This is a genomic window from Pseudomonas sp. SWRI81, assembly GCF_014268545.1.
Lineage (GTDB): Bacteria > Pseudomonadota > Gammaproteobacteria > Pseudomonadales > Pseudomonadaceae > Aquipseudomonas > Aquipseudomonas hamedanensis.
Window position 1 is genome coordinate 1 of record NZ_JABWQS010000048.1, and the last position, 17619, is coordinate 17619.

The window sequence follows — 17619 nt, forward strand, 5'->3', positions numbered from 1 at the left end:
GCCAGTCGCCTCAACGCAGAACCTTACTGACCAACCGCCACACTCGCCGGCGCCCGCGGCGGCGTGACAATGCTTCCAAGATCAATATGTTTCCACTCAGGCCTGGCGCCCAACCGCGCGAAGTGGCTGGAGCGGTCCTTGTTCGCCGCCAAATTGGCGGTGTCAGTAATGGCCCTTTCGCTGGCAAGCCAGCTCCCACAGGGATTGCGGTTGTCCACAAATTTTTGTGTCAGCAGCGGACAATGTGGGAGCTGGCTTGCCAGCGAAGAGGCCAGTCGCCTCAACGCAGAACCTTACTGACCAACCGCCACACTCGCCGGCGCCCGCGGCGGCGTGACAATGCTTCCCAGATCAATATGTTTCCACTCAGGCCTGGCGCCCAACCGCGCATTGAACCGGTAGTTGAAGGTGAATTCATCCGCCGTCGGCATGCTCAGCGGTTTGCCGTACACCGCCTCGATATTCGCCAGGTCGTAGCCCATCAACTGCAGCAGCGTCGGGAAAATGTTGTAGTGGCTGGAGCGGTTCTTGTTCGCCGCCAAATGCGCCGACCAGTCCGGCGCCTGTAACCCGCGGCCCTGAATCACCACCAGCGGCACCAGCCCTTCCTCCTCCACCGGATCACCTCCGCAATGGGTGTTGAGGCCAGGGTTGCCGCGCTCATGCAGGTCCTGGCCGTGGTCGGAGGTATAGATCAGCAGCGCATTGTCCAGCGTGCCCTCGGCAAACACCCGGGCGAAGAACTCGCCGACATTCCACAGCAACGTGTTCTTATAGGCGTTGCGATACAGCACCCAGTCGTCCGGCTGACCGTTGAAACCGGTGCGTTCGCCGGTGTCGGCGACTTCGCTGAACTGCCCGCGTGGCAGCGTCGGCCGATAGGCCATGAAGGCGTCCGGGTATTTGTCATGCACCGGAAAATGCGCACCGACCTTATTGATCACCACCAGCTCGGGACGGTCGTCCTTGAGCAACGCGATCAGCTTCGCCGCAGCCGCCATGTCGCGGTCGCGCACGCGGGTCTGGTCGAATTGCACGAACTCGTCGATGTCGTTTTTCTCGCTCTGGGTCATCAGGTTCTGCAGGTTGCCCCCGGTGCGCTGGGCGTCGATGTACACCGTGCGCAAACCGGCCTTTTTCGCGTACTGCCAGATCGACGGCAGCGTGCTGTTGATGCGCCTGTAGTCGGCACGGGTGCCGCCGTAGCGCAAGGTGACATTGGTGTCGGCGCTGCAATTGGCAATGGACGCCGCGTATCCATAGTTGAAGATTTCGACGCCGGCCGGCGCTTGCTTGAGGTTGCTGTGCACGCCGAACGGCGCGTTGATGTCCAGGTAATTGCCAGAGACGCTTTCGTCGATGATCAGCACGATGTCGTGGCCGACGGCTGGCGCGGTCCGCGCGAGCGTCACCGGTTCCCGGGGGCCGACCGTGTTATGCAGCGCCTCGTAGGCGAACAGGTTCAGATAGGCCAGCGGCGTGTACATGACCGGCAGCCCGCGCGCGCCTTCACCCGCGCGTAGAAACAGCAACCCGCTGAGCGCCAACACAGCGACAACGGGCGCCGCGACCCGCAACACGTTGGGGAGGGCCAGCGCTCGCCGCGGCTTGAGCCCGATGCCAAACAGCAACAGCAAGCCATTGAGCACGGCGTGCAGGATCGCGCCCCGGTACTGGTACGCCGCTTCCTCAATAAAACCACCGGAATAGACCAGCGAGACAAAATCGCTGTACCTCAGGTAATCCGCGGTGACCCGTGTATAAACATCAAAAAAAACCGCCGAAGCAAACAGGGTTAATGCGAATGCATGTCGAACGAACGCCTGTCGTATATAGGCAGTCAGGTATAGCGCGACGATAAGCGCCAAAAACATCGCGCCAAAAAAAAGTACATTAAAACCCCACCCGATAGCATTTAACCGATCCAGGTAATAGTCGGAATAAAGCAACAGATAGATAACTAAAAGCAGTTCCTTGGCATATCTGAACATGTCGATACCGGCGGTGCGAAAAGGCGGGAAGTCAAAGGTTTGTCAGTCAGAAGCTGACACTAGCACCCGGCCATTAAATCGCAAGAATTGACTGATAGCCGGATAAACCGTCAAAAAAACCATGACTCAAAAATGACACACCAGCCGCGCTGAAAGCCTTCAATTACGCGGGTTTCGACCGTTTGTCGCTTAGATGAAATCTGAACAAATCTGCAAAAAAACAACAAACTCAATCGCAGCAATGACTTGATAGCCAATCGCCAAAAAACGCTTAAGTGTTATACCGGTGCAACATGTCATTTTGCTGACATGCTTTTCAAACCCTGCGCTATACCCCTTTAACAATCTCATTCCGTAGTTAACTTTTCTGGCTTTATTGAGGTGCGCAGATGGACGTGAGCGTATTTGGCACAGGCTATGTCGGACTTATACAAGCCGCCGCACTTGCCGATGTCGGCCATCGGGTTTTATGCATTGATATTGATCCGAACAAAATCAAACAACTGCAACAAGCAGTGCCGCCTATCAGTGAGCCGGGGCTGTCGGCAACGCTTGAAGAAAACATCAAGGCCGGACGTCTGTTGTTCAGTACCCAGGCCAGCGATGCAGTGGCCCACGCCGAGCTGATTTTCATCGCCGTCGGCACCCCGGCGGACGAAGATGGCTCTGCCGACCTCAGCCATGTGCTCAACGTGGCCCGGCAGATTGCCGGCCTGATGGAGGCCGATCGCACGCTGATCATCAAATCCACCGTGCCGGTGGGTACTGCCGACCAAGTCCTGGCCGCCGCCAACAGCGAATTGCTGCAACGCGGCAAAACCGGGCTGCAGGTGCGCGTCGTCTCGAACCCGGAATTTCTCAAGGAAGGCAGCGCCCTTGCCGACTGCATGCGCCCGGACCGGATCATTATCGGTACCCGTGACGATGAAGCCCGCGAGCAGCTGAGCGAGCTGTACGCGCCGTTCTGCCGCAACCGCGAAAAACTGATGTTCATGGACAACCGCAGCGCCGAGCTGACCAAGTACGCCGCCAACGCGATGCTCGCCACCCGCATCAGCTTCATGAACGAGCTGGCCAACCTCACCGAACTGCTGGGCGCCGACATCGAAGCGGTGCGCAAAGGCATCGGCTCCGACCCGCGCATCGGCTATCACTTCATCTATCCGGGCTGTGGCTTCGGTGGCTCGTGCTTTCCCAAGGATCTGCGCGCGCTGCTGCACACCGCCGAACACAACGGCATGCCGCTGAAACTGCTGCGCAGCGTCACCGACGTCAATGACCGTCAGCGGCACATTCTCTTCAGCAAGCTGCAAGCGCAGTTCCCGCAAGGCCTGGCCGGCAAATCCATCGCGGTCTGGGGCCTGGCCTTCAAACCCAACACCGATGACATGCGCGAAGCCCCCAGCCGGTATCTGATGGATGCGTTGTGGGCCGAAGGTGCCAGCGTGCAAGCCTACGATCCGGAAGCGATGTCCGAATGCCGGCGCCTCTATGGCTATCGCAACGACTTGCATCTGTGCGCGACCCGCGATGACACCCTCGAAGATGCCGACGCGCTGGTGATCTGCACCGAATGGAAGAACTTTCGCGTGGTGGATTTCGCACTGCTCGCCGAGAAGCTCCGTTCCAAGGTGATCATCGACGGTCGCAACCTCTACAACCCGGAACAAGTGGCGGCCGCCGGTCTGCACTACAGCGGCATCGGCCTGCGTCACATCGCTCCAGAAGGAGTACGGCCATGAAGATTCTGGTGACCGGTGCAGCCGGTTTCATTGGCGCCCATTGCGTCCTGCGTTTGCTGCGCGATGGGCATTCGGTGGTCGGCCTGGATAATTTCAACCACTACTACGACCCGCAGCTCAAGCATGACCGCGTGCAATGGGTGCGCGAACAGGTGGGTGACTTTCAGCTCGCCACGGTTGATCTGGCCCACGCTACAGCCATCGACGCACTGTTTGCCCGCGAACAACCACAAGTGGTGATCCATCTGGCCGCGCAGGCCGGGGTGCGTTATTCGCTGGACAATCCACGGGCGTATCTGGACAGCAACCTCAACGGTTTTCTGAACATCCTTGAGAGCTGCCGGCATCACCCGGTCGAACACCTGATCTACGCCTCGTCGAGTTCGGTGTACGGCGCCAACCAACACACGCCCTATTCGGTAAAGGATGGCGTCAACCATCCGCTGTCGCTGTACGCCGCGACCAAGAAAGCCAATGAGCTGATGGCGCACAGCTACAGCTATCTTTTCGGCATTCCCTGCACCGGCCTGCGCTTCTTCACCGTGTACGGGCCATGGGGCCGGCCCGACATGTCGCCAATCCAGTTCGCCCGGGCGATCAGCGAAGGCGAGCCGCTGAAGCTGTTCAATTACGGCGAGCACCAGCGCGATTTCACCTACATCGACGACATCATCGAAAGCATCGCGCGCCTCATCGATCAGGCACCGCAAGCCAATCCGCAATGGGATCGCGAGCAGCCCGACCCGGCCAGCAGCATGGCGCCGTGGCGCCTGTTCAACATTGGCGGACAGCAGCCGGTCGCGCTGAAAACCTACCTCGCGCTGATGGAAAAACATCTCGCTCAGAAAGCCATTGTCGAGCTGCTGCCGCTGCAACCGGGCGACGTGCTCAACACCTGCGCCGAGGCCAGCGACCTGGCCCAGGCCACCGGATTCCAGCCCCGGATTGAACTGGATGAGGGGCTGGGTCGTTTCATAGCCTGGTTCCGCGACTACTACCCCACTGCCCGCGCGCCGCTTGCGGCTGAATGAATGCGGAGGACGCCATGACTGGACATGAGAAAGGTGTACCGATCCAAGAGATGCGCCGCGACAAGCGAGTCGACCCCGAACATCGCATGCGCCTCGACGCAGCGATTCATCGCCAGGGTCGCGGCTGGTTAAGCGGCCGCGATGGCGGCCGTCCATGGCAACTGTCGCGGACCAATCGGGTGGTGGCCTGCCTCGGCGCGCTGGTGATTCTGCTGCTGTCCTCGCCGCTGCTGCTGGGCCTGGCATTGATCATCAAGCACACCAGCCCGGGGCCGGTGCTGTTTGTGCAGAAACGCACCGGCTATCGCGGCCGCAAGTTCGGCATGTTCAAGTTCCGCACCATGGTCTGCAACGCCGAAGAACTCAAGGAATCGCTGCGCCACCTGAATAAACACGGGGCGGACGCCATCGATTTCAAGATCGACAAGGACCCGCGTATCACCGGCATCGGCCATTTCTTAAGGCGCACCAGCCTCGATGAGCTGCCCAACCTGATCAACGTGGTCACCGGTGACATGCGTCTGGTCGGCCCTCGCCCGACCTCGTTCAACGCCTACCGCTACAAGGACAATCACCTCGCGCGTCTGGCGATCTACCCCGGCATGACAGGCCTGTGGCAGATCTCCGGGCGCAGCAACATCGACTTCGACCAGCGCGTTGAGTTGGACCTCAGCTACATCGCCGAGCAGAGCCTTCTGCTTGATCTGAAGATTCTGTTGAAAACCCCCTTCAAAGTATTCAGCGGCCACGGAGCAAGCTAATGGACGGTTCAACCAATAACAGCCTGAGCATCGCCAGCCCCAGCGAATCGAACCTGACCTCGACCGTGCTGGACCTCGATCTGCGGATCCTGTTCCTGACCGCTGCCAATCCCGGCGCGGGCACCACCACCAGCGCCCTGGCCCTGGCCAGTCAACTGGCACAAATGAGCAGCGGCCAGGTGCTGCTGGTCGACGCCAGCCAGTCGGCCAACAACCTCACCCAGCAGATGAACCTTGGCAAGGAGCGCGGCCTGCGCGACCTGTTGTTCAACCCGGACAACCCGCCGCTGTTGCAGGACTGCGTGGTGCAGGTGTCGAGCCTGCCCTTCCACGTGCTGCCCAACGGCCGGCCGATCCGCACCCTGGAGCACCTGACTGCCGAACGCCTGAGCCCGTTGCTCGACCAATTGGGCAGCCGCTACCGCTTCGTGGTGATCGACGGCGACGCGGTGTACTCCGCCGCCGACACGCTGGTCATCAGCACTCAGGTCGACGGCGTGGTGTTTGTCGTGCGCGCCGAAGATACCCGCTGGGAAGTCGCCCAGGCCGCCGTGCAACGCCTGACTCAGGCCGGCGCAAAAGTGGTCGGCAGCGTGTTCAACCGGCGCAAGTACTACATGCCCAAATGGCTTTACAAAAACCTGTAAGCAAACGCAAAGGATGACGCCATGAACGCCAGAATGCTTGTCCTGCTGTTGCTGCCGCTTGCAGGCTGCTCCAGCACTTCCGAGACCCGCAACATGCCGGTGAATATCCTCACCGCCGCACCGGCCAACGCCCAGGCGACTGACATGCCGAAGGTCGAACAGACCCTGCGCCCGAAAGACGTGCTGGATGTGATTTTCCATATCAGCACCAGCGGCTCGGACGCTTACCGCGTGCAGTCGGGCGACCAGATCGGCCTGAATTTCACCGCCGCCAGCCAGCTCAATGGCACGCAACTGGTGCTGCCCGACGGCACCATCGAACTGCCGGGCGCCAACACCTCAGTGAAAATCGCCGGCCTGACCAGCGAAGAGGCCCGTCAGGAAATCCAGCGCGCCTATCAGCGCAAGCAGCTGTTCCAGCCCAATCGCAATCAGCTCTCGGTGCAGATCCTCAGCCCGCTGAGCAACGAGCAGAACCTCAAAAGCGCGTTGAACCACCCGGCCACCGGCATGAGCCGCGAAATCACTGTCGGCACCGACGGCTACGCGAGTTTTCCGGAAATCGGCGCCGTGCCGCTGCAAGGCATGACCGTCAATCAACTGGAAACCTTCCTCAATCAGCGATACGCGCAACTGCCGGGACGGATGACCGTGGACGTGCTGCTCAAGTCCACCGCCGGCAACGAGATCTATGTGCTCGGCGAAGTCGCTCAACCAGGTTCGTACCCGATCCGCCGACCAGTGTCGGTGCTTGAGGCGCTGACGCTGGCGCGCGGCACCAACGTCAAGGCGCGCCTCGATTCGGTGGTGATCATGCGGCGCAACGGCAATCAGGTGCAGGCAATGAACTACGACGTCGAAAAAGCCTTGTCCGGCGAGGCGCCACAGATCGCCTATCTGCAGCCGGACGACATGCTCTACGTACCAAAAACCAAACTTGCCAGCGCCGGCGAACTCGCCCGGCAACTAGCGGATGTGGTGCTGTTCCAGGGCGTCGGTTTCAGCTTCGGCTACCGCGTCGACAACAAAGGCAGTGACAACTGACTCTCAGGTGAACGACATGAACCCAAAAGAAAATTACCTGCATGAGTTCTTCAGGATTTTCTTCGCCAACAAGCAAACGGTGAAGCGCATCTTCCTGACCTTTGCAGTGATCGCCCTGCTCCTGCCGTTGCTGCTCAAACAGAGCTTCGATATCACTGCGCAGGTGATCGTGCAGTCGAAAAAACTCTCTCAGGGCGATGCGACGACCTCGCTGACCCAGGACAACGCCACGTTCATTCCGCCATCGCTGGCGGACATGGAAACCGAAAGCAATATCCTCCGTTCGCCGGCGCTGATTCGCCAGACCGTCAGCGAACTGCGTGACAACGGTCAGTACAACCCGCCACCGGGGTTGCTCAGCAAGCTGGCCGGCGAACCGTTCAAGCGTTACGTCAGCACGCCACTGCGCGAATATGTGATCAATCCGTTGCGTGATGCGCTGGGCATGGAAACCGATCCTGTGCGTGACACGGCACTGGACGGCTTGACCCAGGACGCGATCGACAATCTGAAGATCGAAACCCTGCCGGGTTCCAATGTCATCTCGATCGTCTACAGCTTCCCTGATCCTGTTCAAGGCACGGCGTTTGTCGCCGCATTGCTACAAAACTATCTGGTTGATCGTCAGGCGTTGCAATCGATCGAGCTGCCGCAGTCGTTCTACGAGACCAAGAAGCATCAATATCAGGTGCGACTCGATGGTCTGGAGGGCGCGCGGCTGAGCCTGTTGGAAAAGGTCGGTTCGTCCGATCCGAAAGAGGAAATCACCTTTCGCCTCAATGCGATCAACACCGAAGAGCAGGCACTCAATCTGTATCGCGATCGCTTGCTGCAAAGCCAGCGCTGGCTCGATTACCTGAAATCCAGCCTGGCCGCCGCCAACACCAACAAACTCAATGACTACACCTTTCCGTTTACCTTCACCACTACGGTGGACAACATCGCGTTCGAGGACCGCGAGATCCGCCAGATGGGCGAGCAACTGACCACGCAGGTCAGCCGCTACATGAACGACCTGGCGGTATTCCAGCCGGGCAGCGAACCGATGTTGCTGGCCCGCGAGCAAATCGCGCGCACACGCCAGCAGTTCCTCAAGGTGGTCAATAACCGCATCCAGGAACGCACGATCGACCTGTCGGTGGTCAGCCAGGTCATCGAGCAGAAAACCGCGCGCATTGCCGAGTTCAAGAATCGCATCCATCAATTGCAGCAAACCCAGAGCAAGCTGCGCCAGATGGACACCGAAATCGGCGCGTTGCACGCAGCGTTTTCGACCTATGCACAACGCTTCGCTGAAAGCAGCACGACGCGCGCGCTGGACAATGACTTGTCCAATGCTCGTGTACTGAGTCCACCGTTTGAACCGACCGCCGCGGCTTTTCCCAAACCGCTGCTGATCATTCCGTTCGGGCTGTTCACTGGACTGTTGCTGGCAATTGCCTTCGTTTATGTGCGTGAGTTCTTCGATCACCGCTTCAAGCATCCGGCGCAAATCAGCCATGAACTGGGCCTGCCGGTACTGTTGGTGCTCAACGAAGAAACGCCGCAGATTGGCAATCCGCATAAACACTGGACCATGCCACGCCTGGTTCACTGGGTGCGCAATTGAACGCCGCGTCCACCCCGTGCGCCGCGCTGCCGATCATTCATTTGCTCAGCAGCGGCGGCTTCTACGGGGCCGAGCGGATGTTGCTGGATCATTGCCTGGCGACGTCGGGGCAGCACCAAGTGCTGTTTCTCGACGCCCCGGCAGAATTGATCGAGCGCTTTCGCAACGCCGGGGTGGACGCTCGCGGCTGTGCCGGGCTTGGTCGACTGCTGCGGCATTTGCATCGGCGCCGTGGTGATCGGCCGTTGCTCAACACACACAACTTCAAAGGGCTGTTGTTTGGCTGGATCGGCGCAACGCTGTTGCGCCTGCCGCTGGTAATCACCCAGCACGGTTTCACTCCGCGCAGTCGCAAGCAGAAGTTTTACACCTGGTTGAGCCTGCAACTGTGCCGCACGGCGTCAGTCAAGCGAGTGGTCTGCGTGGCGCAGAGCATTGCCACGCTGCACCTTAAGGCCAGCGTGCGGGCGGAGAAGTTGCAGGTCATTCCCAACGGTTTGCCAACAGCGCCGGCCCTCCAGCCGGCGGCAGACCGGCAACGCTGGCTGGCCGGTTACGTCGGTCGGTTGAGCAGCGAAAAAGGCCCGGATCTGTTTCTCGATGCGCTGATTGCCCTGTGTCACCAGCACCCGCAACTGGACGCGGTGATGCTCGGTGACGGCCCGGAACGTGAGGCGTTGCAGGCGCGCATCGACGCTGCCGGCTTACAGGAGCGGATTCGCTTGCCCGGCTATCAGACCGCGATGCAAGGCTGGTGGCAGCAACTTGATGCGCTGGTGATCAGCTCGCGCACCGAGGGCACACCGATGATTTTGCTCGAAGCGATGCAGGCCGGTGTGCCGGTGGTGGCGTTCGCGGTCGGTGGCATTCCCGACGTCTTGCAGGACCGCCACAACGGCCTGCTCGCGGCGCCGAACGACACCACCGCCCTCGCCCGCCAGCTCGACACCTTGCTGGCCGAACCGAAGCTGGCTGCGCAGTTGCGCGACAACGCCAGACGCACACAACAGGAGCGCTACGACCTCAAGGCTTTGGCCGAACGCTGGTCGCAGCTGTACATCCACACGGCACGGGAGGCACGCGCATGATTTTCCCGCTCTCGATCGTCAGTCTGCTGGCACTGGTCTGTCTGGCTTTGCTGGTCAGTCCTTATCCGTTCCTGGCCCCGGGGGCGGTGCTGGGGCTGCTGGGTTTCACGGTGCTCTATCGCAAACCGTCGTGGGGCCTGTTGGGCATTGCCGCACTGGTGCCGTTTGAAGGGTTCTTCAAAGACACTGCGTTTTCCGGGAGCAAATTGATCGGTGTTTCGCTGGCCCTGATTCTGGCGCTGCAACTGGCACTGCACCAGATTCCATCGCAGCGTCTGCGCAGCAATCTGTGGCGCTACCTGATCGGCTTCATGGCCCTGTACCTGCTGAGCCTGCTCGCCAGCGACAACCTGGGCATGTCGCAAACGCATCTGCGTGAGCTGAGCGTGGGCCTGATCCTGTTCGTGATCACCCTGCTGGTCGGTCGTGAATTGAATCTGGATCTGTTCGCCCGACTGGTCACTCTCAGCGTCAGCGCGACCTGCGCAATGGCGATGTTTTCCAGCCGATTCCAGGACAAGGGCCGCGCCGCCGGCCTGCTCGAAGACCCCAACGCGTTTGCCCTGCTGATCGCCTTCGCCGTGCCGCTAGGCCTGCTGCTGGTGATTCGCAGCCCGAACCTGCTGCACCGTTTGTTTTGGGCGGGCTGCTGCCTGTTGTTGCTCGGCGGCATGACCAAAACCGAGTCGCGCTCAGGGCTGGTGGTACTGGCCTTGAGTCTGGCCATCGGTGTCTGGCATTACCGTCAGCAGCTCACCCACATCCGCCCCCGGCATTTCGGCTTCGCCATGCTCGGTGCGGCGATCATCCTTCCCCTGGCGATCTACGCAATGCCGGCCGGTTATCTGGCCCGCATTCAGTCGCTGAGTATCTTGAGCGCCGGCGCCAAGGCCCAGGACGAATCCCTCGGCCGTCGCGCCTCGTACATTGTCGTCGGCAGCCAGATCATCAGCGAGCATCCGCTGCTCGGCTCCGGCCCCGGCACCTTCCCTTTGCACTACGCAACCACCGGTTATGCCAAGGCGTTTTCGGCCAACCGCAAGATCGGCGATCTGTATCGCCGGGCCCATAACACCTACCTGGAGATTTTCAGCGAACTGGGTATTCCCGCCGGGCTGCTGTTTGTTGGCCTGCTTGGACAGGGCTTCTTCAACCTGATCCGCGCACGAAGCGCGTGGTTGCAGCGGCGCGAATGGCAGCAGGCGGATTTGATTACCCATCTAGGAATGAGTTTTCTCTCATTGACGCTGTTCCTGATGTTCCTCAGCGCGCCGAACCTGAAGTACCTGTGGATCATGCTTGCGCTGACCTGGGTGCTGCGCCTGAAAGCCGAGCAGGCAGCGCTGACGGAGGCCAGGGCATGAGCCAGATCAGCATTGTCATTCCGATGTACAACGAGGCGCGGCACATCGGCCGCACCCTGCTGGCCGCTCGCAAAGCCGCGAACGCCGCCGACATGGACTGTGAATTGATCGTCGTCGACAACGGGTCCACGGACGACGGACCACAGATTGCCCGCGCATTCGGCGCTCGGGTGCTGGTGCTGCCCGGCCTGCTGATCGGCGCTTTGCGCAATCGCGGCGCAGCGATTGCCAGCCACGAATGGCTGGCCTTCATCGATGCCGATATCGAAATGCCCGAGGACTGGCTGCTCGCTTTGTTCGCGCTTGAGAGGGAGGCTCAGGGCGATGTGTTCGGCCTCGACCTGCACACCCCCGCCGCCGCCCCGTGGTACGCCAGCGCCTGGCAGCGACGCAACCTGCGGCCATCGCGCAACGTCAGCCGTAGCGTGCAATGGCTGCCCAGCGCCAACCTGTTGATGCGCAGGCGCTGGTTCGACGAGGTCGGTGGTTTCAACGAAACCCTGCGCACCGGTGAGGACAAGGAATACACCCTGCGTCTGCACAAACACGGCGCCCGCCTGCTGTCGGTCAACCGAAGCATCGCCCTGCACTGGGGTTATGAAATGACTTGGCGCGAATGGGTCGGCAAGGAACTGTGGCGTCAGGGCAGTCACCTGCAATTGCTGCGCACCCACGGTATGAGCCTGCGTCTGCTGCGTTTTCCGCTGCTGTCAGTGCTGGTGTGGTTGCTCGATGCGCTGGCCATCCTTGCGTTGCTCACGGGCTACGCCCATCAGGCATTGATGCTGCTGATGCTGGGCCTGCTGCCGAGTCTGTTGCTCAGCGTGCGGCAAAGCATTCGCCAGCATAACGTCAGCCTGACGCTGCAACTTTGGGGCCTGCACTGGGTGCGTCTGCACCTGGCCAGCGCGGCATTGATGCTCGGTCTGTGTCATTGGAACGCCAGGAGGCCTGCCCGTGGCTGAACTCATTTTTTGCCTGTGCCTGTTGCTGCCGATGTATGCCTACATCGGCTATCCGCTGCTGCTGACTTTGCTGGCGCCGCTGTTCCCGGCCTGGCGACATGACCCGGCGCCGCCGCTGAATGTCAGCATCGTCATCGCCGCGCACAACGAGGCACGACACATCGAGCACAAGTTGCGCACGCTGCTTGCCCAGGATTATCAAGCGGCCGCACTGCAAATCATTCTTGCCAGTGACGGTTCGACCGATGAGACCGTGGCCTGCGCGCACAAGATCGTCGACCCGCGCATTACTGTGCTCGACCTGCCGCGCCAGGGCAAAGCCGCCACGCTGAATGCCGGCGTCGCTGTGAGCACCGGGGACATTCTGGTCTTCACCGATGCCGACAACCAATGGTCGCGCGACACCCTCGGCCACTTGCTCGCGCCGTTGAGCGATCCGCAGGTCGGGGCCTGCGCCGGGCACATGGTGATCCCGGTCACCGGTGGCGGCCTGAGCATCGGCGACAGCCTCTATCGGCATTACGAAGGCTGGTTGCGCCGGGTCGAGAATCGCACCGGCTGCATGGTCTCCGCCGATGGCGCCCTGCTCGCCTTGCGCCGCGAGTTGTTCCAGAACGTGCCGGCCGAGGTCAACGACGATTTCTTTATCAGTACCTGCGCGCCGGTGGCGCACAAACGCATCGTCTACGTGCCCCAGGCCCAGGTGATCGACCAGGGCGTCGACGAAGCGGACAAGCAGTGGCGTCGCCGCCAGCGGGTCACGGTCGGTGGCCTGCAGAGCCTGGCGCAACGCAGTGAATTGCTCAATCCATTCAAGCACGGCCTGTATTCGATCGCGTTGATCAGCCACAAACTGATCCGTCGACTGGCGCCGATACTCCTGCTGCCGCTGCTGTTGAGCAATTTCTGGCTGTGGAACGAGCACGGTTTTTATCGCTTGAGCCTTATCGGGCAATTGACCGGTTACTCGATTGCCATCGCCGGCCTGCTGGATTCGCAACACCGTTTGCCCAAACCGTTTCGCCTCGCGGCATTCCTGCTGGTGACACTGGCCGGCATGAGCGCGGGCCTGTGGCAGTTCCTGCGCGGGCAGCGGTACGCACAATGGAATCCCGACCAGAATCGTTGAGAGGACGCATGCCATGGCGATCAAACAGCTGATAAAACGCACCAGCGGTTGGCTCTATCTCAACTCATCCGTGGGGCGCAACCAGTTGCACGGCGCAGGCGTGATCCTGATGCTGCACCGCGTGCTGGCCAATGACCGCGCCGCCAACCTGCCGCACCGCAATGAGCTGTGCGTCGGCCCGCAGGCGTTCGAACACCTGCTGATGTGGCTGCGCAAGCATTTCGATTGCGTGCCACTGATGGAACTGCTCCAGCCCAACGCCCTGCGCACCGAACGCCCGCAAGTGGCGCTGACCTTTGATGACGGCTGGCGGGACAACGCGGTGCACGCCTATCCGCTGCTGCAAAAACACCAAGTGCCGGCGAGCGTTTTTCTTTCTACTGATTTTATTGGCAGCCGGCAGCGCTTCTGGTGGGAAAGCGTTGGCGAAACGCTGTGGGGCAGTCATGGCGACAAGGCCCGGATGCACCTGATCGAATACCTGCGCATCACCGGTCACCCGCTGCCGGTGCTGCTCGACGATATCGACGTCGACCGGCGCAGCCTGGCGTTGCTGCATTATCTGCAAAGGTTCAAAAGCCTCGATCCGCAGGAACTTGAACGTCTGACCGATGAGTGCCCGCCGGAGTCGTTGCCGCAAGCGCTGGACTGGCATCAGGTGCGCGCCATGGAAGCATCCGGTCTGGTGCGTTTCGGCCCACACGGCGCCAGTCATTCGATCCTCACCGGACTGGATGACGTGCGTCTGCACGAAGAAATCAGCCGTAGCCGCGATGCCTTGCACAACAGCTGCAATCGTCCCTTGCCGGTGTATTGCTACCCCAACGGCGATAACGATGAGCGAGTGCGCGAGCAAGTCGCCAACCACGATTATCCGTTTGCCCTTGGCACGGCCACCGGACTTTATCGCGGCGCCGGCGACCCTCTGAACCTGCCGCGCTTCGGCGTCAGCCAACGCACCGCGCGCAATCCGGAGCTGCTGTCGTTACGGATCTTTCGCGGGGGACGGCCATGAGTCGCGGCAGCTACCTCAGGCATCTGGCGCTGAGCCTGGGCACCAAACTGGCGATGATCGCCTTGCGCCTGTTGCGCAATGTGTTGCTGGCGCGGATTCTCGGCCCGAGCGAACGCGGGTTGTTCGCCCTGCTCAGCACCCTGCCGGATCTGATCAGTGCGGCCACCAGCGGCGGTTTGAATTCGGCGGTCGGTTATCAAGCGGCCAATCAGCGGCCGATGGGTTTGTTGCTCGCTCAGGTGTTGGTGTTTGGCTGTCTGCTGGCCGGGCTGCTGACATTGCTGGTGGTCGCGCTGGCGCGAGAATTTGGCAGTAAACTCGATGTCACGATGCAGCTCGGTCTGCTGGCGTGGCTGTTGCTGCTGGCGGTACCGCTGACGGTTCTCAAAAGCGGCCTGCTGACCTTGCACAACGCGTCGGGCGGCGTGGTCGCGTTCAATGTCTTGCGTCTGATCGAATCGCTGGCGCCGTTGCTGCTGTTTGTTGCGCTGTTCTGGATGTGGAAAGAGGCGGCACTCGAAGCCGCGCTGATCAGTTGGCTGGCCGGTATCAGCCTGGTGGTGCTGGTGGGCTGGATGTGGCTCAAACGCGCACAACCGCTGCAACTGCAATGGGACCGTGCGAGCCAGAACGAGCTGCTGCGATTCAGTGCGCGCAGCCATCCGGACCTGCTGTTTCAACAGGTCATTCTGCGCTCCGACTACTTGTTTATCGGCGCCCTGCTGGGCAGCACCGCGCTCGGCCATTACGCCATGGCCAGCGCCGCCGCCGAACTGTTGCTGATCGTTCCGGAAGCGGTCACCACACCGCTGATGAAGCGCCTGCTGCAACAGGACAAAGGCATGGACAAGGTCACTCCGCTGGCGCTGCGCCTGACCGCCACGGTGATGCTCGGCGCCTGCGTCACCATGGCACTGATCGGCGAATGGCTGATCGTGACCCTGTTCGGCGTCGCCTACCAACCGGCTTATCCGGCGCTGCTAGCATTGCTGCCGGGGCTGCTGGGCCTGTGCTACGCAAGCATTCTGCGCCTGGACCTGATCGGCAAGAATCGCCCGGCGACCGTCTCGCTGATGATGGCCGTGGGCGCGTTGCTCAATCTGGGGCTGAACCTGCTGCTCATCCCGAGCTACGGCATCGTCGGTGCCGCGGCGGCGTCTTCGATTGCCTATCTGGCAGTGACCCTGGCGATGCTGGTGCTTTATTGCAGACTGAGCGGCGTGCCGTTCTGGCACACGCTGTTCATCCTGCCCGGTGACATCGCTCCGATGTGGCTGATGCTGCACCGCAGGAAAGCCGCATGAAGCGCCTGGCCTTGCTGCTCGGACTGGGCATGACGCTGCACGCCTTCGCGGCGCCCATGCAGTGGGGCGAGATCCGTGACGGCAGCCTGTATCTGCGAGCCGATCGCCCGGATACAGTCACCGTGCGCTGGGTTCCGGCGTGGCAGGCTGACGCCAATGAAGAGCATATCTATCTGCTCGACGGTCAGGGCCGTTTGCAGGGCGAACGGTCGATCAAAGCCAGTGAAACCCGCGGTTCGCAGCGCTGGCCCTTGGTGCCGGGGGCTGCCAGCTATCGCCTGGAGATTCCCGGCTACAGTTTCCGCAGTTACCGCGTCGAGCATGACGATAAGACCGTGGCGCTGTTCAGTCCCGCCAAAGTGCATTTCAGTGTCGAAACCCGCAATGGCGATGAGCTGTTTTTCAAGGTGGCACCGGGCGAACACGCGGTGCTGAACGGCAAATACCATGGCGGCGTCAACGCACTGCAAGCACAGCGCGTGGACGATGGACAACAGCTGTCGCTGGCCCTCACGCCCCACCGTGCCTATTGGCAATTCGATCAAGCAGCCTTGCCGGTCAGCGACCGCGAACAGACGTGGCGGTTGCGCCTGCTGGGCAGCGGCAAAGCGGCATTCTGGCTCGACGGCACGGCCAATCTGTTTGCGCAGAATCCGCAGCATTTGCAGCCGTTGCGCGAAGACCCGGGCCAGACCCGACTGGCCCTGCACGATAAAGTCCTCGGTCGCACGCCGGATCTGGGCATTGCCTTGCCCAATCTCATGCCGCCCGCGACCAGTCATGCTGCACTGGATGCCTTGAAACCGAGTGCGGCGAGTTATTACAGCTACGTTGACGTCACTTCGAAAAATGCCCGTTTCGAAGACCCGGTTCGCAAGCTCTATCAGACTCGCTTCGGCATCCGCCAGGACATCACCCTGCTCGCTGGCACCGGGCGTCGGGCCGATCTGCGCGCCGATGTGCAAAGCAGCAACGGCCTTGAAGCCTGGCTCGCCAGCACTCGGGCATTGGGTGGCCAAGGCACGCATTACATCGGCTTTGCCGACGAGCCGAACCTCAACTATTCCAGCTTCGAAGACTATCGAACGATTTTTCTCAGCATGGCCCGCCAAGTACGCAGCGATCCGGCCAATGCCAGGGCCGGCGTGCGCATCGCCATGCCCGCCAGCTCACGCTTGGTCAACGGGCCGTTCACCCGCAACGCGGCGGGCAAACGCGGGATCGACTGGGCCCGGCAGCTGCTCAACGAATCCGCCGATCAGGTCGACGCATTGGCCTGGCACGAATGGATGGTGCGCGACTTGCTCGCGACCCGGGTCTACCGCGACAGCGTGCGCCGTGCCGCCGAGGTGGTCGGTCTCGACAGTCACGGTCAACCGCGCAAGGACTTGCTGCTGGACCAGACCAACCTGTCCAGCGGCTCCAGCCTTAGCCCCTACGATCAGGAAACCCATTACGCCGCGCTGTGGTGGGCCTCGGTCGTCATCAATGCTTCTCAGGACGGCTTGTTGACCATGCTCAATTGGTTTCAGGCAGCCGATGAGCCGCCGTATTCCAAGGGCATGGTGCGGATTCTGGACAACGGCCGCGTCGAGCTGAAACCGGTGGGCCTTGCCCAGCAATTCATCGCTCGGCACTGGCTGCCGCACGTGCTGCAACTGGATAACGACGCTTTCGAAGTGGATGTGCTGGCGATGGCCAGCGGCGAGCAGCGCACGTTGCTCGGGGTGAACAAAGGCACACGCCTGCAACGCGTTGATCTGAGCGGCGCCACGTGCCCGCTCAACCACGGCGCCCTGCGTTTCTTCGGCGCCGACAATCGCAGCCGCGACGTACCGTTTGCCTGCGAAAACGGCCGCCTGCGTTTCCAATTGCCAGGGCAAACCCTGTTTGCCCTGGACTGGAGCGCTTCATGAACCGGCCTGCGCT

The 17619-nt window shown here is 61.2% G+C and carries 14 protein-coding genes; 13 read left to right on the top strand and 1 reads right to left on the bottom strand.

The window, feature by feature from the left end; genetic code table 11:
* Positions 1-293: 293 nt before the first annotated feature.
* Positions 294-1991: a sulfatase-like hydrolase/transferase gene (locus HU765_RS22985; protein WP_186623169.1), complete on the bottom strand. Its 1698-nt coding sequence runs from the start codon at positions 1989-1991 to the stop codon at positions 294-296.
* Between the two features lie 389 nt (positions 1992-2380).
* Between HU765_RS22985 and HU765_RS22990 the strand changes: the two genes are divergently transcribed.
* Genes HU765_RS22990 through HU765_RS23050 form a run of 13 tightly spaced genes read left to right on the top strand, consistent with a single transcriptional unit; the run spans position 2381 to position 17606 of the window.
* A complete protein-coding gene (locus HU765_RS22990) occupies positions 2381-3733 on the top strand; it encodes a UDP-glucose/GDP-mannose dehydrogenase family protein (protein ID WP_186551978.1) in 1353 nt (450 codons plus the stop codon).
* Positions 3730-4764 (top strand): NAD-dependent epimerase, encoded by a 1035-nt coding sequence (locus HU765_RS22995; protein WP_186623171.1) that lies wholly within the window; start codon positions 3730-3732, stop codon positions 4762-4764. Before HU765_RS22990 ends, HU765_RS22995 begins: the two co-directional genes overlap by 4 nt.
* 14 nt (positions 4765-4778) lie before the next feature.
* A complete protein-coding gene (locus HU765_RS23000; RefSeq protein ID WP_186551980.1) occupies positions 4779-5525 on the top strand; it encodes a sugar transferase in 747 nt (248 codons plus the stop codon).
* On the top strand, positions 5525-6172 hold the full coding sequence (locus HU765_RS23005) for a CpsD/CapB family tyrosine-protein kinase (RefSeq protein ID WP_186551981.1): 648 nt from the start codon (positions 5525-5527) through the stop codon (positions 6170-6172). The genes HU765_RS23000 and HU765_RS23005 overlap by 1 nt, the downstream gene beginning before the upstream one ends.
* A 21-nt stretch (positions 6173-6193) precedes the next feature.
* Positions 6194-7216, top strand: coding sequence for a polysaccharide biosynthesis/export family protein (locus tag HU765_RS23010; protein WP_186551982.1), 1023 nt, complete (start codon positions 6194-6196; stop codon positions 7214-7216).
* 16 nt (positions 7217-7232) lie between these two features.
* On the top strand, positions 7233-8825 hold the full coding sequence (locus HU765_RS23015) for a lipopolysaccharide biosynthesis protein (RefSeq protein ID WP_186623173.1): 1593 nt from the start codon (positions 7233-7235) through the stop codon (positions 8823-8825).
* Complete coding sequence (locus HU765_RS23020; protein WP_186623175.1) at positions 8822-9913, top strand: glycosyltransferase family 4 protein; 1092 nt, start codon at positions 8822-8824, stop codon at positions 9911-9913. The genes HU765_RS23015 and HU765_RS23020 overlap by 4 nt, the downstream gene beginning before the upstream one ends.
* A complete protein-coding gene (locus HU765_RS23025; protein ID WP_186623184.1) occupies positions 9910-11277 on the top strand; it encodes an O-antigen ligase family protein in 1368 nt (455 codons plus the stop codon). The genes HU765_RS23020 and HU765_RS23025 overlap by 4 nt, the downstream gene beginning before the upstream one ends.
* A complete protein-coding gene (locus HU765_RS23030) occupies positions 11274-12242 on the top strand; it encodes a glycosyltransferase (protein ID WP_186623185.1) in 969 nt (322 codons plus the stop codon). Before HU765_RS23025 ends, HU765_RS23030 begins: the two co-directional genes overlap by 4 nt.
* Positions 12235-13371, top strand: a complete 1137-nt coding sequence (locus HU765_RS23035; protein ID WP_186623186.1) for a glycosyltransferase — start codon at positions 12235-12237, stop codon at positions 13369-13371. Before HU765_RS23030 ends, HU765_RS23035 begins: the two co-directional genes overlap by 8 nt.
* 13 nt (positions 13372-13384) lie before the next feature.
* Entirely contained in the window at positions 13385-14386 is a 1002-nt protein-coding gene (locus tag HU765_RS23040) for a polysaccharide deacetylase family protein (protein WP_186623191.1), read from the top strand.
* The gene (locus HU765_RS23045; RefSeq protein WP_186623193.1) at positions 14383-15690 is read left to right on the top strand and encodes an oligosaccharide flippase family protein; all 1308 of its coding nucleotides are present in this window, start codon (positions 14383-14385) and stop codon (positions 15688-15690) included. The genes HU765_RS23040 and HU765_RS23045 overlap by 4 nt, the downstream gene beginning before the upstream one ends.
* Entirely contained in the window at positions 15687-17606 is a 1920-nt protein-coding gene (locus tag HU765_RS23050; protein WP_186623195.1) for a hypothetical protein, read from the top strand. The genes HU765_RS23045 and HU765_RS23050 overlap by 4 nt, the downstream gene beginning before the upstream one ends.
* The last annotated feature ends 13 nt before the right edge of the window (positions 17607-17619 follow it).